At 49.4% G+C, this 23,850-nt stretch carries 13 protein-coding genes; all 13 read right to left on the bottom strand.

What is annotated here, in order from left to right; translation table 11 throughout:
* Positions 1 to 43 precede the first annotated feature (43 nt).
* A complete protein-coding gene (locus AB6805_RS03230) occupies positions 44 to 1,510 on the bottom strand; it encodes a redoxin domain-containing protein (RefSeq protein WP_370908018.1) in 1,467 nt (488 codons plus the stop codon).
* Positions 1,511 to 1,532: 22 nt separating this feature from the next.
* Positions 1,533 to 2,966, bottom strand: coding sequence for a RagB/SusD family nutrient uptake outer membrane protein (locus AB6805_RS03235; RefSeq protein ID WP_370908019.1), 1,434 nt, complete (start codon positions 2,964 to 2,966; stop codon positions 1,533 to 1,535).
* A 13-nt stretch (positions 2,967 to 2,979) separates the two neighbouring features.
* On the bottom strand, positions 2,980 to 6,312 hold the full coding sequence (locus tag AB6805_RS03240) for a TonB-dependent receptor (protein WP_370908020.1): 3,333 nt from the start codon (positions 6,310 to 6,312) through the stop codon (positions 2,980 to 2,982).
* Between the two features lie 120 nt (positions 6,313 to 6,432).
* Positions 6,433 to 7,566: a FecR family protein gene (locus AB6805_RS03245; protein ID WP_370908021.1), complete on the bottom strand. Its 1,134-nt coding sequence runs from the start codon at positions 7,564 to 7,566 to the stop codon at positions 6,433 to 6,435.
* Positions 7,567 to 7,647: 81 nt separating this feature from the next.
* A complete protein-coding gene (locus AB6805_RS03250) occupies positions 7,648 to 8,238 on the bottom strand; it encodes an RNA polymerase sigma-70 factor (protein ID WP_370908022.1) in 591 nt (196 codons plus the stop codon).
* Between the two features lie 141 nt (positions 8,239 to 8,379).
* Entirely contained in the window at positions 8,380 to 11,280 is a 2,901-nt protein-coding gene (locus AB6805_RS03255; protein WP_370908023.1) for a discoidin domain-containing protein, read from the bottom strand.
* Between the two features lie 9 nt (positions 11,281 to 11,289).
* Positions 11,290 to 12,690 carry a DUF5005 domain-containing protein gene (locus tag AB6805_RS03260; protein ID WP_370908024.1) on the bottom strand — a complete coding sequence of 467 codons (1,401 nt, stop codon included), beginning with the start codon at positions 12,688 to 12,690 and terminating at the stop codon, positions 11,290 to 11,292.
* A 6-nt stretch (positions 12,691 to 12,696) separates the two neighbouring features.
* The gene (locus AB6805_RS03265; RefSeq protein ID WP_370908025.1) at positions 12,697 to 15,759 is read right to left on the bottom strand and encodes a SusC/RagA family TonB-linked outer membrane protein; all 3,063 of its coding nucleotides are present in this window, start codon (positions 15,757 to 15,759) and stop codon (positions 12,697 to 12,699) included.
* 36 nt (positions 15,760 to 15,795) lie between these two features.
* Complete coding sequence (locus AB6805_RS03270) at positions 15,796 to 17,502, bottom strand: RagB/SusD family nutrient uptake outer membrane protein (protein ID WP_370908026.1); 1,707 nt, start codon at positions 17,500 to 17,502, stop codon at positions 15,796 to 15,798.
* 22 nt (positions 17,503 to 17,524) lie between these two features.
* The gene (locus AB6805_RS03275) at positions 17,525 to 20,605 is read right to left on the bottom strand and encodes a SusC/RagA family TonB-linked outer membrane protein (protein WP_370908027.1); all 3,081 of its coding nucleotides are present in this window, start codon (positions 20,603 to 20,605) and stop codon (positions 17,525 to 17,527) included.
* Between the two features lie 2 nt (positions 20,606 to 20,607).
* Positions 20,608 to 21,567: a DUF4961 domain-containing protein gene (locus tag AB6805_RS03280; protein WP_370908028.1), complete on the bottom strand. Its 960-nt coding sequence runs from the start codon at positions 21,565 to 21,567 to the stop codon at positions 20,608 to 20,610.
* Positions 21,568 to 21,588: 21 nt separating this feature from the next.
* Entirely contained in the window at positions 21,589 to 22,026 is a 438-nt protein-coding gene (locus tag AB6805_RS03285) for a DUF5004 domain-containing protein (protein WP_370908029.1), read from the bottom strand.
* A gap of 11 nt (positions 22,027 to 22,037) precedes the next feature.
* Positions 22,038 to 23,747 carry a RagB/SusD family nutrient uptake outer membrane protein gene (locus tag AB6805_RS03290; RefSeq protein ID WP_370908030.1) on the bottom strand — a complete coding sequence of 570 codons (1,710 nt, stop codon included), beginning with the start codon at positions 23,745 to 23,747 and terminating at the stop codon, positions 22,038 to 22,040.
* Between the last annotated feature and the right edge of the window lie 103 nt (positions 23,748 to 23,850).

Below are 23,850 nucleotides of genomic sequence, written 5' to 3' on the forward strand. Positions count from 1 at the left end.
ATGCCACTCCGCTGTTTTTATTTTATTTAAAGTAACTGTTCTGCTACTGTTGATTCGCCAGGGTGATCATGGCTGATACTTCTGCCACAGCGGCATCGTCGCCCCCGCTGAAGCCGGTGAAACGGAAGCGGATGTTACCTCTGCCATCAATAACAAACTTGGTGGGAATGCCTTTTACCTTATAGCTGTCTACTACTTTGTTTACACCGGTTGCAGGATCTTTGAGGTCCATTAACACTTCAAAAGGAAAGTTATTGCCGGTAACATATTTCTTCGCGTTCGCAGTTGCATCTGCTTCTTTTTCCCAGGTATGCACGAACAGGAATTTCACGTTCGGATCGTTTTTGTACTTGTCCATTGCTTTCTTCATGGCAGGAAATGAGGCCTTGCAGGGGCCGCACCAGGTGGCCCAGAAGTCCAGTACAATCGTTTTTCCTTTGTAATCTGCCAGTGATACAGTATTTCCATCAACATCTTTCAGGGTGAAGCCAGGAGCCGGTTCCGTGATGATCTGTTTTGCGAATTCTTCCTGCATTTTTTTATCCAGCCCACTTTTCAATGAATCGATATATCCCTGCAGGTTGTTATCGCCGCGTACTTTGGCATAGGCGGTAGTCAACAGTTCTTTATTGTTGTCATTCAGTTTGCCCTGTGCGGCAATTTCAGTCATGCGTTTGAATACTTCTTTATATTCTCCTTTTGCCAGGAGTACTTTTGCAAACATCTCGTTTACCTGCGGTCTTACAGGTGTTTCGGCCTCTTCTGCGCGTTTAAGGTACACCAGTGCGGAGTCATATTCTTTATCGTTGTAAAGCAGCTGTGCATAGGTACTCAGATAACCCGCATAGCCTATCGCTGCAAACTGGGCTCCCATTTCATTCTTACGGGTTGTTCTGAATTCCCAGGCGTCATCAATGGCTTTTTTCAGCAGCACTTTTGCTTCCGCGGTGTGTCCTTTTTTAATAATGCGCTCAGCAGTTCCTACCCACCCCTGCCCTTTCCAGAAAGGGGATTCTATACTGTTGGCATATTCCAGTGCTTTCGGCAAATTATCAGCCTGCGCATAGGCAGTGCCTACACTATTGCGGACATAGTCATAAACGATCACATCGTTGTCCAGTTTGCCCTGCGGAAATTTCTTCATCCATGCTTTATAGAGCGCTTCTTTCTTCACCGGGTCATTTTCGTCGTAGATAGGTTGTACCTGCTTATCGCGGACCGTGATTCCGGCAGGAAATTTTTTCTCGGCTGCCTGGCGGATAGAGTCGGACACATTTACCTGCTTCAGCTGGTAAAAGAAACCGGATGCCGTAAGCCAGTCGGATTCCTTTTTACTTTTGGTGAGCGCATATAGTTTATTCACCAGCAGTGCTTTATCGGCATCGCTGCCTTTAGCGAGCTGCGTATAATATCTCATCAGGGAGTCCTGGCTAACTTTTGCCTGTCCGTTTGATTGCAGGGCGGCGGTAAGGAGACTACCACTCAGCAAAATCGGGAGTACTTTTTTCATATTGTGCATGGTTGGTTTATGATTAGTTGGTGTATCCCGGGTTTTGAGTTAATGCCGGGTTAGCAACACGCTGTGCATCGGGAATTGGATAGAGTATGTCGGTGCTTGTCCAGGTGGCAGGGCGCATGCCGCCTATCACCTCATCTGCACGGGTTTTACCGCCTCCGGAAATTCCCGGTGTACGTTTAAGGTCAAACCACCGGTGTCCCCATTCCCCGAACAATTCCGCTTTTCTTTCATTTTCGATGGCCAGCAGCAGGCTAGGCTGGGTGATGTTGTTGTCCAGCATCGGAAGCCCTGCTTTAGCGCGGATGGTATCCACGTCGGCGATGGCGCCGGTGAGGTTGCCCTGTTGGGCGCGTGCTTCTGCTCTTATCAGGTACTGTTCGGCCAGGCGTAACATCACGTTAAACTCATTGCCAGTGGTGGTACCTGCGGCGAGCACCCGCAATTTATATTTTGTGATCACTTTATAGTTGGTGCCCCCGATATCGGTTGCTGTTATCCAGCTGGTTTTCCGTTTATCGCCTGCTTCCAGTGAATTATAGAGTGTATCCGTTAGCGTTACTGCCGGAACGGAACCTGTTGCTGCAGCATAGCTGCCTCCATTGGCACTCCTGTTGGTAGTATAGGTGGATAAGCCGGTAAGCGTAGCCAGTTGCCATATCACTTCATTACTGGTATTGCTGAAGGTAGTGTTCAGGTCTTTATTCAGACTGTAAATACCGGAGTTGATCACAGTGCTGGCGGCTGATTCTGCATTGGCCCATTGCTTCTGGTACAGGTAAGCCCTTGCCAGCAGGGCGTTCGCCGTTTGCCGGTTAATCCTGGTTCTCAGTGTGGCGGGGTATGCATCTGTGAGTATACTTTGTGCTTCTGTAAGATCCTTTATGATCTGCTCCCATACCTGTGCTGCCGGAGTACGCGCCAGTGTGGCATTTGCCAGCGGATCGTCTGTAACCGGCATTGGCACGTCGCCAAACATATTTACCTGGTACATATTGATGAAGGCCCTCCATACTTTGGTTTCTCCCAGTAACTGGTTCTTCACGGGAGCAGACAAGGTAGTGCTGCGGGAAATACCATCCATCATGGCATTGGCCTGTGCAATGGTGGAGTAAGAATATCCCCAGAGTACGAAGTTAATCACGCTGTTGGTGATGGTGATGCTGTTTGTTTTAAACTCATCGAAAGCGGGACTGGAAATATTGTTCTGCAGTTCATTGGCAGAAAGTCCCGGCATTTCACTCAAAGGGAAAAGCACATCCCGTGTAAAGCTGGCATTATAAACCCCCAGCACTGCGCTGGTGGCAGTTGCATCGGATGCAAAGGCCTGGTCGAGGCCCACCTGCGTTGTAGGCGGACCAATTTCCACCAGTTTTTTGCAGGAAGAAAAAGCAATTCCTGTCAGTAATATTGCTGCGGTTACCCTTTTATTTATTTTGAAGCAAGACATCGGAATTCAGATTTTAGAATGAACAGTTAATACCAAATACAATGGTCCTCAACGGTGGCATGGCAATCATACCGGTACCCAATCCCGGAGGACCTCCTGAAACACTCGTTTCGGGATCGTAGATGTATTTATTCTTCGCCCAGGTAAACAGGTTCTGTCCTTCTGCATATACTTTCAGGTTACTGATCTTTGCTTTTGTAATCCATGCCCTCGGGAATGAATAGGAAAGAGAAGCAGATCTCAGTTTCAGATAGCTTGCATCTCCCCACCATGCGGTAGAACTGTAATACGGCGTATAGCCGAGATAGATAGGCGTGCCGGAAGTAGAGGTAGCTGCCGGATAGGCTGCTTTATCGCCTGGTTGACGCCACCTGTCGAGCAGAGATGTGTTCTGGTTATTTGTGCTGCTGCCAATGGGTATATCGAAAGTATTGGTAGCTCCCTTCCTGTGGTTATATTGCAGGAAAAAGCTCAGGTCCCAGTTCTTATAGCTGAAACTATTGTTCAATCCTCCGAAGAAAGGCGTACCAGGTTTGATGATCTGACGGTCATTGTTAAAATCAACACTTCCATCTTTGTTCACATCCACATATTGCGGGATTCCTGTATTAGGATCATACCCGGTGTAAATATATTTTCTGACAAGATCAATAGGCTGACCTACAAGATAGCTGCTGGCATAAAAGGATTTCTCAATCCCTGGAAATTCCACCAGTTTATTTTGGTAGAAGGTTACGTTGACAGATGACCTCCAGCCGAAATTCCATGTTTTAAGATTAAGGGTATTCAGCTCCAGTTCCACCCCACTGTTTTGTACAAGGGCTGGTACATTTACGGTATAGCTGTTGTATCCCGACTGGGTAGCCAGTGCGGCTGACAGGAGCTGATCGGCGGAGCGGTTACGGTAGTAACTACCGGTAAATGCGATCCTGTCGTCCAGGGCGCCCAGCTCCAGGCCAAACTCCAGCTTGCGGGTGGTTTCCCATTTCACACCCGGGTTCGGCAGCGTTCCCCGGAGCAGTGCGGAAGCCCCCTGGTAAGTACCTGCGGATGACAACAAAGGCAGGTAGATGTAGTTATTGATCTGGTCATTACCAGTGGTACCATAGCTGGCTCTCAGCTTACCGAGACTAAGCCAGGGAAGTGCGTCTTTAATAAAATCTTCTTCAGAGAACAACCAGGCAGCGCCCACTGCGCCGAAATTGGCCAGGATATTATCCGGTCCAAACCTGGAGGAAGCGTCGCGGCGGAAGGTTACATTCAGCAGGTATTTTTGTTGGTAGTCGTAGTTGATACGGCCAAACAAAGATGCGTAACGGTAATCGAAGTAATTGCTGGAATTCAGCACAATAGTACCTGCACCAACCAGGGACCCCAACAAGGCTTCGTTGCTGTAATTCCGGCCGTCTACACTCTGACCGGAAGTGAGGGTCCGCTGATACGAACTTCCTACCAACAGGTTCAGTCTGCCCTGCTTCATATCTATACTGTAATCAAGGGTTGGCTCTACGATATAATTCTGCGACCGTGTGTTCGCAAAAGTGGCGGACGACTGCGGATTGTTGACCGGATTCTGCGTAGATGCCGGCAGTGGATTCACCTGATCCAGGGTGGTATTGGTATAACCAAGATTTACTTTGAAGTTGAGATTTTTAATGATGGTATAACGCAGGTTGGCGTTTGTCATCAGGTTAGTTGTTGTATTGGTATAGCGGCGTTGCAGGAGCGCAAGCGGGTTATCGAAACGACCAGTCCATGCAAGCTTGCCGGTGCTGTCGTACAAAGGCATGTTAGGTGGCAGGTTGTACAGGGAAATAACATCTGATGCCGGCAGAACGGTTTTATCATTGGAATAGTTGGTGGTAAAAGCCGCATAAAATTTATTGTTGGCAGAGGTATGGTCAACAGATAAACGACCGGTGAGGCGCTGGCTGTTGAAGTTACCAGGGTACACAGTAGTTTCCTTATGATAGCCGCCGCTGAACATAAAATGCGTTTTGGTATCCCCTCCTGAAACAGACGCCTGTGCATCGGTGGATCTGGCCGTTCCTCCTACCAGGAGTTTCTGCCAGTCGGTGTAAGCATGCTGGTCCCATACGGTTAATTCCGGCGCATTCGCCGTATTTGGTGTGAGGCCATCATTTTTAAAGGCCTCTTTTCTCAGGTCCAGGTATTGCTGTGTGTTCATCATAGGGATGAAGTGGTTTACTTTTCCCGATCCTGTATAGGCATTGAGGTTCACCCTTGTTTTGCCGGATTTGCCTTTCTTCGTGGTGATGAGGATCACGCCGTTAGCGCCCCTGGCACCGTAGATGGCCGTTGCATCAGCATCTTTCAGGATATCCATCCGTTCAATATCATCCGGGTTGATCATACTGAAAGGGCTGATACCACCGTTGGCGCCACTGGCACCAAAGGAGTTGAGGTTATCCGTAGGAGGAAAAGAGCCGTTGTAATTGGTGAAAGGAACGCCATCAATCACATATAAAGGAAGGGTGCCTGAGTTCAAAGAGCCCTGGCCCCTGATCTGTACCACGGCAGCGCTACCCGGCAAACCATTCTGCTGGGTGATCTGTACACCCGGGATACGTCCGGGTAGAGCGGCCAGTGGGTTGGAGATAGGTTGCGTTTCGATATCCTTTGCAGTAATGCTGCTCACCGAACCGGTATTCAATCTTTTAGTAGTAGTTCCATACCCGATCACTACTGTTTCTGTCAATGAATTTACCTGCTCCTTTAGAACAAAGTCAAAAGTGGTACGTCCTTTAACAGCGACACGTTGTGTTTCGTAGGAAAGATAGGATACTACCAGCTGTGCTTCCGCCGGCGCCCTGTTGATGACATATTCCCCGTTTTCATTCGTCATTGCGCCGAAAGGAGTGCCGGGAATCACCACAGATACCGCAGGAATGGGATTTCCTTTCTCATCTGTTATTTTCCCGCGGATAGTAATTCCGTTATCTGCCGGTTTAGCTTCAGTGCCCGGGGCTTTTTTCACCCTGATGGCAATAAATTTTCCCGACAGCGAATAAGCGAATGGTTGGTTATTGAAAAGTAATTTCAGCACATCTGCCAGCTCCTGATCTTTTACATCAATGTTTACGGGCGCTGCCTGGCTGAGTTGGTTCTTCCCATAAATAAAGCTGTATCCTGTTTGTTTTTCGATTTCCCTGAACGCTTTTTCCAGGGAACCTGATTTCATGTTCATAGATACTTTCTGTGCGAAAGTCTGGGTGGCCAATAGCAGGCATCCCATGAGTAAATAAGTCCTGAGGTAGTTGGCACCTGGCTTTTTCTCTCCTGATTTCGAAAGGCATAAAGCGCTCATCAGCTTTTTTACAAGCATAGCTTCTGGTTGATTTTTGATGAACAATACCGCTGTGCGGATAAACTAAAATCGACAACATTTCTCCCGCCGGTAAGGTGGCCTGCCTTACCCGATCGGATGATTGAGCTGGTGTATGTACTATTTTATCACAGTAATTTTCCGTCCTTCAATTTTGAAATGAACGAGATCGGTCATCTCCAACAAGTTCAGCAACTGAGATACGGGGACATCCCTCGGAATTCTGGCGACAAAAGCATCTTTAACATCGGTCTGAAAGTCGACGTCTACATTATAATATCGTTGCAGCTCTGACATAATAGTGGCGATGTCAGCGCCATTAAAAACAAATAATCCTTCTTTCCAGGCAGTTACCTGCTGCAGATCGGCGTTGGTGAGCAGTTGTATAGCACTCCCTGCTGTTGCCGCCTGTTCGCCCGGATGCAGCAGTTGTGAAGCAGCGGCGGTATTTACTTTTACGGTGCCGCTGACAAGGGTGACCTTCATTTTTTCTTCGTCCCGGAAGGAACGGAGATTGAAAGCGGTTCCCAATACTTCAATGGTGGTTTTATTGGTGGTAGATTTTACAATGAAAGGCTGGTGGCTGTTTTGTGCAACCTCAAAATAAACCTGTCCCGTTGCGGATACTTCGCGTTTACCGCCACTGAAGGCAGCCGGATAGGTAAGTGTAGAACCTGCATCTATCCAGACTTTGGTGCCGTCGCCCAATACGATCGCGAGCGCCTTGCTTCCATTTGGAACCTGGATAGTATTAAAACTAACGTCGTTACCAGCGCTGTTATAAACGATCTGGCCATTCGCGTTTTTGGAAACGCTGGTTTGTCCCTGCATGGCAAGCGTGCCATTGCCCGCTGTATCCAGCAGGATCTGTTGCCCGTTGCCCAATGTAAGTACGGCATGATTACCGGCCGGGGCCACAATATCATTCTTAAAACGGACCGCCTGGGGCGCCAGCGGTTGCTGACGCTGTTGCTGATAGAAATAATAGCCGGTACCCAGTACCAGCGTTACTGTTGCTGCTGCGGCCCACCTGTACCACCTGACCACTTTCCTTTTGGGCTTGCGGTCGAGTACAGGCTGTAAGCGCAGGCGGATCGCATCCTCCAGCAGCTGTTTATTGCCCAGCAGGTGTTCATCCCAGCCTTCCTGCTGCTGAAAAGCATTGAACAGCTGGTTGTATTGCAGCAGCTCTTCATCCGTAGCGGTGCCGGATACAACTTTTTCCGTTAATAATATTGCCTCTTCTCGTGTCATGCGTAACCTATCATATACATAGGCAATTGTAAAAGGACATACCCTTAAAAGAGTCTCAAATTTTTTTTTGAGCCGGGTATCTTAATGGTAATGGGTCATCACCGGGAGTAATAACAAGGCGAGCAGGTGAGGATCTACTGCTGCGCGGATACGTTTCAGTGCTATTGTTTTCTGTGCCTCGACTGTTTTTATGGAAATATTCAATAAGTCTGCAATCTGTTGATTCGTCAGTTGCCCGTCCCTGCTCAGGAGAAATATCTCGCGGCACTTTTCCGGCAAACTATGGATCACCTGCCCGATAATCGACTTCAGGTCGCTCAGCTCCATAAAGTCCTGCGGGCCCGGTGTTTCCGGTAAAGACAACCCCGCCAGTTCCGTATAGAACTCCTCCCTCACCTTACCGGAGCGGATATAGTTGGCCACCTTAAACCTGACAGCGCTTCGCAGATAGGATGGCACCGCCTGTATATCCAGTTGCTCCCGCTTCTCCCACAACCATGCAAAAATGTCCTGTATGATATCCATACAGGCGCCCTGGTCGCGCAACAGGTAATATGCCGCCTGGTACATACCGGACCAATGACGGGCATAAAGCAGATCGAACGCTGTCACATCCCCTCTCTTCAGCATAGTTATCAGTTCCAGGTCACTATAGGAGTTATCCCTTATCAAATTCGCTCATTTTCTGCCACTAAATTAAAGAAAGCAAGGTAGATTCAGCATACATATGCTATAATCGATATATAAATACCCCCATAAAAAAAGCCTTTACCTGGTCAGGCAAAGGCTTTTCTATTCAATAATACCAGCGTATTAATGATTATAGGGAGTCACCAGGAGTTTATATTTTCCATCTTTCAATAATTCTTTTTCAAACATAATCTCCACCCGCTTCTGCTCTCCTTTTAACAACGTAAAATAGTTATCATTCATCACTGCGGGCAACACGCGCTCGTTATTATCTGCCCTTAACAGCTGCACATGTACGGCAAATGCAGGGGCAGATGAGGGATTTGTGATGGTGGCAATGATACGGGTACTGTCGCCGTGCTGTTCCAGTTTGGAGGAAGTTTTCAACTGCACCGGGGGCAGTTGATCCAGCGCGGTATAATCTGCCATGCGACTACTTCTCCAGTAGAAATTTTCAGACTGTAATCTGCCTCGTCCATCTTTCAGCAACAAGCGGATGAATTGTACATCCGTCAACGCCTTGCTGCGTTTGCCGTACACCTCCATGTCATACAGGGAATAGCCCCATTCTGTGGCGCGTTTGCGGCCAAGCATGCGTACGTAACGGGCTTTTACGGGTTTAATATTAATGGTTTCAATTCCCCCGTTGCCGGAGTCTGTGGCGTATACATCCTGCCAGGATTTTGCATCGCCGGACACCTGGAGGCTATAGGCACGGGCGTAAGCACTTTCCCAATGCAGCATCACGCTGCTGATCTCCTGTACAGCATCCAGGTCCACATAAACCCATTCATTGTCGGCGTAGTTGCTGCTCCATCTTGAACCGGTGCTGCCATCCGCCACGGCCCCCGCTCCGGCGCTTTCCGGCGAGGAAGAAGACGCCACTGCTGACTTTTTAAACGCCAGGTTATCGATATTGAAGTTAAGGTCGAAACACGGTGTGGCTGTATTGGAGGCAGCATCTACGATTGCTTTCCGGCCGAACGTCGGCGCCGGCCTTCCATCCATGTTGTAAACGATGGCTTCCGCCTGCAAACCGTGGTAGTTATCCAATGTGGTGTTGATCACTTTCACGGAATTATCAGCCGCGCTCCATTGAATATGCAATGGCTCACAGGCTTTTTTAACGCCCCAGTATGCGCCGGTAAGGTCGTAGTAATAGTCGTAGGTTTGCCACACCAGGCTTGGATAGGCGCTTTGGCTCATCCAGGTCATTACACCGGAGGCATCGTTCCACATATGGTGCAGCCAGCCTTCGTATAATGCCTTGTTGGTTTCTATATTTAACAACTGCGCTTTGCGGCAATAATCTTCGATGCCGGTGGCCTTACCATAACTTTTATTAATAGCGCCGTCGTAGCGGTCGGGGCCTGCGTTTGCAGCAGAGGGACCGAAGAAGTGCAGATCCCACATTTTATTGCGGGGCCACCAGCTGCTGTCGGGCATAAATTGTTTAAAGCTTTCGAAAGAGGTGAAAACGGCAGTACCTATTTCTGTGCGCATTCCCCATCCGGGTGTTCCTCCAAAGCCACCGGGATATTTTGTGAAATACCAGGCGGGCATGAAATTGGCCCAGGGGCCGCTGCCGGTTAATCCGTCCGAGTGGGAATTAGATTGATAAAGGCGGTCATTGCCATCGTAGGTGCTCACATCTTCCTTTAACCAACCATTCAGCGGTGGTAAAGGATAACCCTCATTGTCGCCGCACCAAACCGCTATGCTGGGATGATTACGCAGGCGTTTTATTTTTTCCACGGCGTTCCTGTTAAAGGCAAAAACATCTTTTGGCAGGTTAGGATGTGAGTTCAGCCAGAAATCGTCCCATACAAGCATCCCATACTTATCGCAGGCATCATAAAACTCTTCATCGGTAACACTGCCTATCCAGTTGCGGATCATGTTAAAGTTCATTTCCTTATGCAACCGCACCTTCGTGCTGTATTCTTCGCCGCGACAGCGCAGCATGTATTCAGACATGCCCCAGTTACCGCCTTTTATAAATATACGTTTGCCGTTCACGCTGATGTGCAGCACACCGCCGAGGGTATCATAGCTGTATTGCTTTACGCCGAAGGTTACCTGTTTGCTGTCGGATGATTTTCCACCGGATACAAACTGCAGCTGGCAGGTGTACAGCGGCTGACTACCATATCCATTGGGCCACCACAACTGCGGATGTGCTATTTCAGGATGAAACATTACCTGCTCTGATTGTCCTGCGGGTAGTTTTATTTTTTTAGAGAAACGGATATTGCCGGGCTGAATAATACCGGATACTTCTCCTTCCTGTATGCCGGCCGAATGATTATCCAGGTCCATACTGATGCTGAGCTTTGCGCGCGATGAATCCGGCAAAACAGTGCGGATCCAGGGATCTGCAATTGTTACCTGGCCGGAGCTGCCAAGATATACATCGTCCGTAATGCCCATGTTAAGGCCGGGCACATAAGGCATCCAATCCCAGCTGGCACTTGAAATGTAGGTAGGACTGGAATAATTCACGATAGGCGTACCGGGCCAATGCACCAATAACAGGAGTACATTAGGCCGGTCATATCTCAATATATCCGTTACATCAAATTTACCACGGTCCATAAAACCATCCAGTGCACCAATACGCTGACCATTCAAGTATACTTCCGCTTTGCGGTTCACACCTTCGAAATTCAGCCACTGCTTTTCAGCAGTATTACGTACAGGCGTAAACGTGGCCCGGTACCAGAAGTCGCGGTCATATTTTGTTTTATCTACCTGGTAAATATTATCCCCAAAGTTGGGATCTTTCTCCAATCCTGCTGCTACAAATGCGCCGAATACCGTACCCGGCACTACGCCGGTTACCCAATTATGATCGTTATAGTCCGGGGCATGGATAGCAGGCTCCTGGCCCACTTCGGCTGCCGCTTTTATTTTCCAGTGTACGGCTTTATTACTGCTGTTTAAGCTGAACGTCTTTTCCTGTGCTTTCATTGCCAGCCCTGAGATCATCAGCAGGGCCAGCAATTTTTTTCCTTTGTTGAACATGATTATTTGCTATTGCCAATTGAATACCCGTACAAAATACGGCCTGTACCTGTCGGCACTACCGGGACTGTTGAAGTTGGTGGAAAAATCAGTAGGGTTGATATTGTAAGAAATCACCAGCTCCCCTTCCCTGCTTAGTGCATGATGCACAAATGAATTATAGCTGATGAAACCTACGCTGTATTGATCCGGGATATGGTACAGTGTCCGTTTATTCGTCCACGGCCCTACCGGCGTAGTTGATTCCAGAATATAGATATCCAGTCCGAAAATAATTTGCTGCGATACGAGGTAATATTTACCATTCTTATAAAACACGTTCGGCTGGCTGATGTCATTACAAACATTGTATTTCACCGGTGTGGTACTCCACCCGGTTCCATTGTAATATTCCCAGGCTCCGTTAAGATCATGATTTGCTGCGCGGGCCACATACATAGAAGAGGTGAGAAAACCATTTTCCGTGCTGTACATATACGTATAGCCATCGGGTGCTTTCATGCTACCGGCGCTGTAGTTACTGAGTGTATCTTTATCCTGGATCAACTGGTTCAGCTGCATGGAGGGCAAATCGAAGATGGCGAGGTCTGTGCTTACGTGTGCAAAATCCCAGGTACCGCTGCCGGTTTTCTTCACATGACTTAACAGCATCTGTACTTTGTTATTATACACCTGTCCGGCGCCGGGCCAGTACCAGTCCTGGTCTTCGGGTGCGTTGCCGTATTTGATCCAGGTTTGACTGGCACTCCCTGAACCGGGGTTTAGTTGCACAAAGCTTTGCAAAGAAGTATCCAGTTGCAGGTGTGCAGCGTTGCGCAGCATTACGTTGTTGGTGCGGTTACGATCGGCACTTACCTGCCCGAAGAAACTATCCTGGAATGACCATAGCAGGCGGCCGTCCGGCAGTAACACCGAATAGCAGCCGTCGCCGCCGTTCCAGCCCTGGTAGCGGGTAAGATAATCGTTGTAATCAAGATCGCTGTATACTCTTACTGCCGGGTTCCACTGACCATTGTTTGGCAGCAGCTGCAAACGCGGACCGGCAGCTGCTGTCTTTTTCATGATGCGTACATACCAGTACTTTTGCTCCCCGGATTCGGAAGTGACACGGTAAGCATAACGATTGTTATTGGAAGAGAAATCCACCTTTACTCCCGGGGCTGGCAGCACGGTGGCGTTTTTGGACACCATCACCAAAGGGCTCACGGCACTCAGGTCCACATCATCTTCTACCCATACCGTAACGGTGGCGGAATCTGTTCCGTTTATGATCTCTGAAGTACCCACCTGGCCTTCGGGTAACCGGAAGGAAATGATGGCGCGTTCCTGGCTTTGATAATCACTGAGCGGGTTCTTTACACAGGAAGTAAAAATGCCGCCGGTAATCAATAGCAATAGCATTTTGTTCATAAGATATTATTTAAAGCTGATTTGGAGACCCAGGTTGATCACGCGCTGATTGATGTAGGCATCCCCTGCAGAGTTGCTGGCTACTTCGGGATCCTGCTGGTACTTATCGTAGTTGGTCCACGTAAGCAGGTTATACGCGCTCAGATACACACGTGTATTATTCAACCGGCCCGGCAGCCAGCGGCTGGGCAGCTGATAGCCCAGGTCCACTGTTTTCAGCCGCACATAGCGCGCATCTATCAGCCAGAAATCCGACATATACGTACGCGCACTGTTTACCGTGGTTGGATTGCTCGTGAGCCGCGGGAACTGCGCCTTGTCGGCATTCTCGAGCGTCCATCTCTGCTGGTGAATAGGCTGGAACTGGCTCTGGAAAGTTTCAATACCGGTGCCTACTACGCTGAAGCTGTATCCGAAGGAGCCCTGGAAGAGCAGGTTAATACTGAAGCCTTTGTAGTTGGCGCCGAGTGTAAGTCCCAATACCGTGCTGGCCAGGTTGGGTTTTCCAATGGGGCCCTGGTCGTTGTTATCGATCACGCCGTCGCCGTTGATATCTTTGTATTTGAGATCGCCGGCCTGGATGGGATACTCGCTGAGTGGTGCAGCGGGTTTATCATGTGTATTGGCCTGGATCTTCTGGATATCTTCCGGTGTGTAGAACCCGATAAAGGTGTATCCGAATGGCTGATCGATGGGCAGTCCCGTTTCCCGCAGCCAGGGATAGGCGGGTTGCGCTTCGTCTTTAAACAGTACTTTATTTTTGAAATACTGGAATACGAGGCTGGTATTAAAATTTACCTGGCGGATATTCCCCCGGTAGTTGATCTGCCCGTCGAAGCCCTGGTTGCTGGTTCTGGCTACGTTGGTAGGACTGTAACCAATTCCAATCATGTTGGGCACAGAGCCTTTCCGTACCAGCTGATCGAAGCGGATATCGTGAAAATAATCTACCGTAAAAGATAGTTTGTCTTTAAAGAGATTTACATCGACCCCTACGTCTGCTTTTTTTGCTTTTTCCCAGCTTACATCCATGTTGCCAAGATCGCCTTCGTAGATGGAGCCGGATTGCGTATCATTCTCTCCAAAAGAATAACCGCCGCCATTGAGATATTCCTGGCGGTACAGGTAACGGTTGCCTGATGTAACGTCGGAACCTACTACACCGTATGATCCACGCACTTTCAGAAGGCTTACAAAGCTATTGTTACGTTTGAAGAATGGTTCTTCCGAAATGCTCCAGCCTACGCCCACGGCAGGAAAGAAGCCATTCCGTTTCTTCGCCTGGAACCTGTCGGAGCCATTGTACGCGCCGTTGAAATCGAGCAGGTATTTCTGTTTATAGTTGTAGCCTGCCTTGAAGGAAAAGCCCCTGAAGTTGGCAGGAATATCTGCCTTCGACGTATAGCTTTGCCTGTTATACAGCGCCAACCCATTGAGTGTATGATCACCGAAAATACGGTTATAGCTAAGGAAAGCCTGTGTATTTACATTCCGGCTGTAGAGGTCTGTGTTACCTGTTACCCTGTATTTCTGCAGGCGGTAGTTGCCGCGCGGATCGAGGGTGTACGACTGATCGGCCGGATTATAATAATACGATGGCGGTTCTGCTTCGCGGAATAAATTTCTTGCATACTGTTCGATGCCACCGTATGCAATACGGCCTGTGAGCGACAGCCCCTTCGTGAGGAAATCCAGCTGCTGCGTGATATCGTAAAGCACATCAAAGTCTGTTCTTTTAGTGCGGCTGTAGCCACCGTTAGCCAGCCGTGCGTTGAGCGTAGGCAATGCATCCTTTGTATCCACGGCATAGGCGTAGCTGCCGTTGGGATTCATTAAAGGCGCGGAGTAGGGATGTATTTTTTCAAAGTTGTATACTTCCGATACCACGTTGGCCGACCGGGGCTGGTTAATATCACCGAAACGGGTAGTGAGATTGAGCCGCATGGTTAACGTTTTGGTAGCGCGCATGTCGAGGTTGGAGCGGAAATTATACCTGCGGAAGAAGTAGTTGGTATTCACTTCATTCCTGGGATCGGAGAAATCTTTTACCAGGCCGTTCTGGGTGAGGAATCCGCCGGAGATAAAATATTTCACAGCTTCTGTACCACCGGAAATATCCACGTTGGTATTGGCCTGGTAAGCGTGTTTTTTGAATACCGCATCATACCAGTTGATATCCGGGTGTCCGTAAGGATCGGCGCCGCTGCGGAAAAGTTCCAGGTCCTGGGAGGTAAACTTCGGCGCCAGCCCATCGTTTTTGTAAGCTTCATTTACAAGGGTGGCCGCATCATAGGAGTTCAAAAATTTGGGTGTTTTCACCGGCGACTGCTGGCCTGATTCCACGCGGAGGTTTACCTGCGGAAGTCCCACCTTACCGCGGCGGGTAGCCACCACCAGTACGCCGTTGGCGCCTTTGATACCATATATCGCCGTGGTGGACGCATCCTTCAGGATAGAGATACTTTCGATTTCATTCACATTGATCTGTTGCAGCTGATCATAGGAATATTCGATGTCATCTACAATGATCAGTGGTTTATTTCCATCGCTGTTCAGCGAGCTAACACCACGGATAAAGAAATCGGAAGCATCCTTTCCTGGCTGACCGGAGCGTTGCTGTGAAACGAATCCCGGCAGTTTTCCCATCAAGGCATTCTGCACATTAGCGGTGGGTACGTTCCTGATTTCAGCGCCGGTAATAGCACTTACCGCGCCGGTGCTGGTGATACGTTTGGCGGTGTTGAAGCCTACCACCACTACTTCGTCGATGCCCTGGGTAGAAGATTGCAGCACTACGTCAATCGCATCGCGACCGGCTATGTCAACTTCCTGTGCGGAAAACCCGATCAGCTTTACGATCAGTGTATGGGAACTGCCTTTCAGGGCGAGTTTGAACCGGCCGTTGGCATCAGCTATCACGCCATTGGTGGGCACGCCTTTTTCCGAAATGGAAGCGCCGGGCAGTACCCCATTTACGTCTTTTACCGTACCACTTATATTTTTTTGCTGGGCTGTTGCCACAAATGGTGCGGCAACCAACAGCAGGAGAAACAGTATAATATTTTTCATCTTCAGTCAGTTAAATTTCTTGTAAGGAATATGACTTTACCAGCCCGGATTTTGGCGCATGTTATCGTTCTTCACCACTTCATCATATGGAATGGGATACAGGTACATTTTGGGCGCGATAAACACTGGTTTAAATACTTCCGCTATGTTGTAGACAAAGGCTGGTCCTTCCTTGATGATGCTCATACCATGCAATGCCTTTCCATACACCTGCTGCGCAATTTTCCAGCGGCGGATATCCCAGAAGCGGTGTTCTTCAAAGGCCAGCTCTATCCTTCTTTCGTTACGCACTACATTGCGCATTTCATCTGCTGTCATATTTTCCTTCAGGCCATACATACCGTTATCGCCGGCTGCAATCCCTGCACGGGCGCGCAGGTCTTTCAGCACCTGGTATACTTCTGCCGTGGGGCCGTTGGATTCATTTTCTGCTTCGGCAAAATTGAGCAGTACTTCCGTGTAGCGCAGGATGATCCAGTCGTGGCTCGTGTTGCTGTACTGCGTCGCATTTTCAAAGTTGCCCATGAACTTGCGCATATAGTAAGATGTTTTCGTACCAGGTTCTGCGCCGCCGGGCCGGTGCTGACCGCCCTCAAATGTTTGCAGTTCGGTATTCAGCCAGCGGGCGCCATTGTACAGGATACTCATGGCCAGGCGCGGATCGCGGCGGGCATAGGGTTCATTGGAGTTATAGCCTGATGCCGGATCGGTGATGGCCAGCCCGGCATTGGTAGGGAAGGCATCCACCAGTTCCTGGGTGGGATTGGTGCGCCCTCTCGCTACCGCGGCAAAACCTACCGGTCCGTTGGTACTTTCAATTTCCGTAGTGTTTCCCCCCTGGCGGAAGAAGATAACCTCACTGTTGTTTTGGGTGATGAATACATCTTTGAAATTGGGTACCAGCGTGAAAGTCTTTTCATTGATCAGTTCCCGGGCGGCATCTGCTGCCAGCTTCCAGCGTGCTTTATCATAACTGCTGTAACCTGTCAGCGGATTACCGGCCTCGATATTTTGCCCGTTGAACAAGGGACTGGCTGCATACAGCAACACCCGTGCTTTTAAAGCCAGTGCAGCGCCCCTGGTGGCACGGTGGCTGTTCAATTCCGGCGCCACGATGGGATTAGGACGCAGGCTGTCTTTGATAGCGTTACATTCGTTTACAATATAGTTTACGCAATCAGCGAAAGAGCTGCGCGGTATCTGCACATCATCTCCCAGCTCTCTTACTTTATCTCCCATAAGCGGTATACCACCATAACGTTTCAGCAGTTCAAAATAAAACAGGGCCCTGATAAAACGGGCTTCTGCTTTCCATGCGTAGCGGATAGAGGCGCCGTTGGGTAATTTTTCCTTTACGGGCGACACGTCGATGTTGGAAACAAAAAGACTGGCAGCACGGATGGCGGCGTAACAATTGTTCCAGGGCGATTCGTCTGTGATGGGTGCATAGGAAGTGAATGCACCTGTGGCAAGTTGTGATACTGCGGAGGTACCTACCAGTCCGGAGATGGCATCGTCTGACGCTGCATCGAGCAGATCGCCGCCTACACGGTTGTATCCACCGGGCAATTTGGAATAGATGCTGTTGAGAAATTTGTTGGCATAGGTACCCAGTGAATCATCCTGGTCAAATACATACTCGATGGTTACTTTTTCGAGTGGAATAACTTCGTAATCTTTTCTGCAGCTGATGATGACTGTCATACAGCCGGCCAGGAAGATCAATATGCGGACATGTTTCATGGTGCGTTGTTTAGATGGCTGACTAGAATTTTATGTTGATACCGGTGTTCAGTACCCGCTGGATGGGATAGGCTCCCACTCCTACTTCGGGGTCAACGAAATCGTATGCAGCATGTGTAAACAGATTCTGTGCATTGGCAAATACCTTTACGCTGCCCAGCCTCACGCGGCTTGTCCAGCGGTAAGGGAGATTGTAAGCAACATTTATATTTTTCAGCCGGAAGTAATTACCATTACGTACCCAAAAAGAGGAGCTGAATTTATTGTAGTTGTTGTTCGCGTCGGCAGTCAAACGCGGATAGGTAGCCGTACCCGCTGTTTCCGGTGTCCAGCGGCCGGTGATCTGTTCATACGCCTGGCCGTAAGTAAAGTTTTGAAACTGGAAACCTGCTTCGGTGGCAAAATTATCTACATAATTAATCCTGTTACCCACACCCTGTAACAATGCGCTGGCTTCTATTCCTTTCCAGGAAAAACCGATGTTAACGCCATAATAAATACGAGGCTTATGCGTACCGATGGGCGCTTCATCAAACTGGTTAATGACGCCGTCGCCGTTCAGGTCTTTATAGCGTATGTCGCCTGCCAGCGGTTTGTAACCGGCGATGGTAGCGCTGCCGGCCGCTTCTTCCGCTGATGCAAAAAAGCCATCTGCTATATAACCGAAGCGCATGCCTACCGGCTGTCCTGTTCTTTTGTTCCAGTCGTAGTCGCGGCGCTGTTCATCCATAAACACCACTTTGGTTCCTTCGATACTTCCATTGGCAGTAACGAAATAGTTAAAATCCTTTATTCTGCCCTGGTAGGTTACCGTAAGTTCTCCGCCCTGGTAGAGGTTAATACCGATATTTTCCGGGGGATAAGCGGCGCCGGAGAGGGCGATACTTTTTCCGCGTATCTGCAGGAGATTTTCGTAACGGTCGTGGTAATAATCGGCCGTTACCTGCAATTTGTTATTGAATAACGAGAGGTCCATTCCTACATCCATTTTCCGTGCGGTTTCCCAGGAGATATTCACGTTGGCCAGGCCATTCTCCTTAAAGCCGGAACCTGCGGATCGCGCCGTTCCCTGGGAGTATATACCGCCACCAATACCATTATCTTCGCTGAAGTCCTGGCGCCAGATATAATAGCCGGAATTATCGATACCGTTGCCGGTGTGTGCATAGGTACCTCTTAGTTTCAGCTGGTTTAACCAATCGTTGTTTTCTTTGAGAAAGCTTTCCTGTGCAAGGTCCCAGCCGATGCCTCCGGCGAAGAAAGTGCCATATTGTTTACCGGGCAGGTAGCGGTTATAGCCGCTCCTGTTGAGGGCGCCTTCTATGAAATATTTGCCCGCGTAGTTGTAAGCCACTTTACCTGATATGTTGGTAGATTTACCGGGCAGATCATAGTTAAAGATGGTTTGCCTCGTATCGGCCAGCACTACGGCATTCACACCATGCGGACCAAACTGCCGGTCGTAGTTCAGTGATGCCTGTCCAAAGAAATACTGCGCATTAAAAACGGAGATGAAATTATTCTGCTGTGCCACTGCATTCCCTGCTTTGGTATACAGCGTGTCTTCATCTGTTATTGATACCCGGTATACCAGGTCACTTTTACTGCGGTCTATTGCATTGGCTGATTGTATAGACAGGTTACCTTTCCCTTTTAAAGACAAGCCGGGCAGCCAGTCGCCGAGATTATACTGCAAATTTACATTTGCCATCACATCTTTGCTGTTATCCTGTATATAGCCGCTGTTAATGGTTTGCGACAGGAGGTTGCTGGTGAGGTTACTGGTACCGCCCCAGCTGCCATTGGGATTGTAAACGGGGTAAGCGCCATTCGGTGTTCCGAGGAGGTTTCCCAATATGTTATTCGTTCCGGCGCCTGGCTGCGTTCCTTCCTGCAGGCGGCCAAAGAGCTGCATGCCTACATTGAAGTTACGTGTAACGTCAATGTCTACGTCGGTATTGATCAGGTAACGCTTTAATCCTGCGTTGGTGTTATAGTTATTATCAGAAGAAGTTTTGAATATACCCTGCTGACCGGTATAATTCAGTGACACGGAATACCGGGCTACATTACCGCCGCCGTTGATGTTGAGGTTGTAGCGGGACATAGGCGCGTTATCGCGCAGGATGGTGTTGTACCAATTCACATCCGGGTTGGTGTAAGGTTTTGTATGATCGCGAAAGGCGATAAAGTCGGATTCCTTGTACAGCGGCGCTTTACCATCGTTCTGCAGGGCTTCGTTCAGCAGGTAAGCATACTGCCACGCCGGTAAGGGCTTTGGCTGACTGAGAGATTGCTGGATGCCTGTTTGCGCCGTGAAGGATACGCGCGGTTTGCCAGCGCGCGCGCGTTTGGTGGTGACCAGCAATACGCCGCGGGAGCTGCGCTGACCGAGCATGATGGTAGACAAGCCATCTTTCAGCACTGAAATCGATTCTATATTTTCAGGATCGATGGAAAACACATCCCGCTGTATTCCGTCTACTATTGTTACCGGTACCTGCCCGCGCAATGATAAATTCATTTCAGTATTATCATTGGGTTCCGATGCGCCTGGCCGGGGAATATTCCCGATGAAGATATCTACATCGAAGTTGTTACCCGTGCCCGGGTTCCGGAAGCCGCTTACCTGTTGGGTATACAATCCTGCCAATCGGCCTGGTAATGCGTAGGCAAACAGGGTAGCCGGTGTGGTAGACAATTGATTGGTGTATACCGTACCGATGGCGCCTACCGAACTTTTTGGAGAGGCTTCTCCATAGAGTACGGGAATCCGTTGTGGTAAAGGGATAAATAGTTCATCCATGCGCAGTGTGAGCGCCGTGGTATCGCGTATTTTTTGTTCTATTGCCTTGTAACCGGGATACTGGATGACCAGCGTGCTGTTCAGGGCTGCATGGATACTGAATGCGCCGTTGGTGTTGCTGCTGGCAGTGTCGCCGGTATTTTTTACAGAGATGGCCGCCCCTGCAAGTGGCTGGCCATAGTTATCTATCAGCCGGCCGGAGATGATACCGGTTTGCTGTGCCTGTGCATTTGCGCAAACCGCAAGTACACAACAGGCAAGGGCTGAAATATATTTATTGATGTAGCTGTGAGCCATTGTTATTGACATTTGAAGGTGTACACAAAAGGGGCGGTGGTATTGCTGAATCCTACTTTCACCGTGCCGGTAGCATCTGTAAAAAAGTATTCGATCTTCTCCAGCGTTTGTCCTTCCTGCATGTTAAAATATGCCCGGGGCCAGATGGTGATCGCTGATTTATTACCGGTATAGCTTTTCAGTTTTGAGCTTTCCGTTTGCGTGCAGGCTTCGAGGATATGTCCATCGCTGGTATATCCTTTTGCGCAGAGATAAATGTTGCTTACGCCATTGAGCGCTGTAGACACTACATCCGGGTCGAAGCTGAGGGTGAGGAAGTCATTGTCGGTGGCCACGCCGGGGCTTACTGCCGCTATCTGGGGATTGCAGAAGTCGATGAGATCGCCCTGACCATCAGTAATGGAGAAGCAATCTTTGAACATGCTTTTGTATACGTTATTGGAACCGAATACATCGCTGAGTCCATCACTGCTGGTGCCGAGGAAGTAGCCGGTTTTAAACTGTATATTTTCCGGACCTGGTTTGATCACCATGGTTACATCGATCTTGTCTTTTACGCCTTGTGGTACATTATAGGCCTGATCTGTCCAGAACACTACCCATTCGAGGTTGTCTGTCATATAGTTGCCGCCCATGCCGAACCTGTTTTTCAATGCCGCCGGCCATGACAGGCCGCCGACGAGAACAGACGAAGGCACCGGCACCATTTTACCGTTGCCATAGGAAGTGGTGGTATAGGTAATCGTTGAATTGGCTGCTGCTGCCCAGTTTTTAGGCGCCAGGAAACCAATGATCAGTCTTACGCCGGTGCGGCCGCCATCGGCTACATCGATCCGGTTATGCATGGTGATGGTAATGTTCTCGCCTGCTTTAGCAGCAGAGGGCTCGTCTACCCCGTCGAGGAATACGCAACCAGCCAGCAGTAAGAGGAACAGGATGATACCGTATGTATATTTTTTCATAACGTGTTATGTTGTGTTGGATCAGGGATGCAATCTTTCGAGTGTGTAGTCGTATGTGTTGGCGGTGCAGCCGGGACTGAACGAAAAGTTGATGTTCCGTTTTCCGTTAACCACCGGGTAAGTGAAGGTGGTGCTGACCGGGCTGCCGGTACCCGTTTGACTGAAGCTGATCCGGAAAGGATATTTGGGATCATCCAGTGCATAGCTGCCGTTTTTGCTGACCACGAAAGGCAATGGATTTTCAATGGTGTATTGAAGATCGGCGGTAAAGCGTATCCTGAACTTTGTGAAGTCTGCCAGGGTGGTTATATCCACGCCATTGCGCACGGCTTTAACGATGCGCCATTCGCCTGCAATATCTTTCACCGGCTCTGGCACCAGTATTTCGCTGCGGTGACAGGAGTTGATGATGAGTACCAGTATTGGCATCAGTAAACATATCTGGAATCTTGATTTCATAATGTTGCTTTTTACCAGGATGGATTTTGTTTTAACTCAGGCGATTTCGCGGTTTCTCCCTGCGGGATGGCCCACAGGTACATGGCTTCGCGGAAATTGTGTTTACGTACGGGGAAGATGGTATAAGTAACGTTCGCGCCATTGCGTTTCACTTCCATGCCGGTCATTTGTTTATTTTCCGTTTGCGGGGCGATTTTCCATCTTCTTACATCCCAGAAGCGGTGGCCTTCAAACGCCAGCTCCACTCTCCTTTCCGCGTGGATGGCCTCTCTCATTTGCTCTTTTGTAAGCGCTGCCGGTAATTCATACGGTGATAATCCTGCACGTTTACGCACCAGTTCCACCGCGTTGTATACTTCCTGCACCGGGCCTGCATATTCGTTTTGTGCTTCCGCGAAGTTGAGCAGAACTTCTGCATAGCGCATCAGCGGGAAACAGCGTTGCGAGCCGTGTATAAAGTTGGCGGCGATATTTTCGTCGAGCATTTTATTGGTGTAGTAACCGGTGGGTGTTCCGGCATGTACCGCATCCTGGCTTACGCCTTTGCCATCGGGGCCGAGAAAGATATTGACCGGTTCTTTCAGGCCGGTGTTTTGTATCAGCGGCGTTTGGTCGCGGATGACGGAATAGGCCAGTCGTGGATCGCGGTTGCTGTATGGATCGGCTGCGTTATAACCTGATGAAGGATCCGTAATAGCTTTACCGTTTGCCATGCCGAAGGCGTCTACAAATCCCTGGTAAGGGAAACCTCCCTGGGCGCCGTTCCGCGATGGTGGCTGCCAGGCGCTTTCGAGTTCACGGTTGCCGCCCTGCATCCTGGCGAAGATATATTCCGGGTTCACCCGAAGGGTAAACAATTTATAAAAGCCATAACCGGGAGCAGTGGTATTATCTTCATTCAAAGAATAAGCGGCGGTATTGATTACGGCAGCTGCTGCATCGGCGGCGAGCTTCCAGCGTCCCGGAACATTGTCGGGGTACCCTGTAGGCGCCTCCTGCGGATTGATACCACCACCATTGAAGAGCGGGCTGGCGGCATAGAGCAGTACTCTTGCTTTCAGCGCCATAGCAGCGCCTCCGCTGGCGCGGCCGTAGTCTTCGCGGATCCGCACGAGTGGTAGCACAGCGGCGGCGGCATCGCATTCAGCTATGATGTAGTCCACGCACTCTTTATAGGAGTTGCGCACTGCGGGGATCTTATCTTCTACTTTATACACAGAGTCGCCGAGCAGCGGAACGCCTCCATAGTGTTTCAGCAGATCGGCATAATACCAGGCTCTCAGGAAGCGTGCTTCTGCGGCCATCACGTTGCGGATAAACGACGGGATGGGCGAGCCGGGCAGGTGCTTCAGCAGCTGGTTTACCCTGCGGATATTGGTATAGGGCAGGTTCCAGGCGTCGGCGCTGATGATGGAGGGATTGACGGTGCCGGTGGCAAACTGAATGGAGGTGGTCACCGTGGCGGATTTCTGTGGTTCCGCTTCATCACAGGAGGCATCGAGGCCGCCGTTGCCGAAGCGGGTAGCGTTTTCCGCAAAGCCAATATCTACATAAATGTTGGTGAGGAAAGCGACGGTGCGGGCGCTGTCGGCAAATACCGTTTGCTCGTTCAGGTTAGTCGTTTCCGTCTGATCCAGGAAGTTTTTTTTACCGCAGGAAGCGAGGGTAAAAATTCCTATGCACAGGCATACAGGAGCAGTGAACGCAAATTTCATTTTCATAACGTTAATACGTGTTAGCATCCAGCTTTTGGTGATAAAAATTTACATACGTGGCATGACATCGCCTGTTCTGTAAAAGCAGTCTTCTACAGTGGCCTATGAT

The organism is Chitinophaga sp. RCC_12, from assembly GCF_041360695.1.
Classification (GTDB): Bacteria; Bacteroidota; Bacteroidia; order Chitinophagales; family Chitinophagaceae; genus Chitinophaga.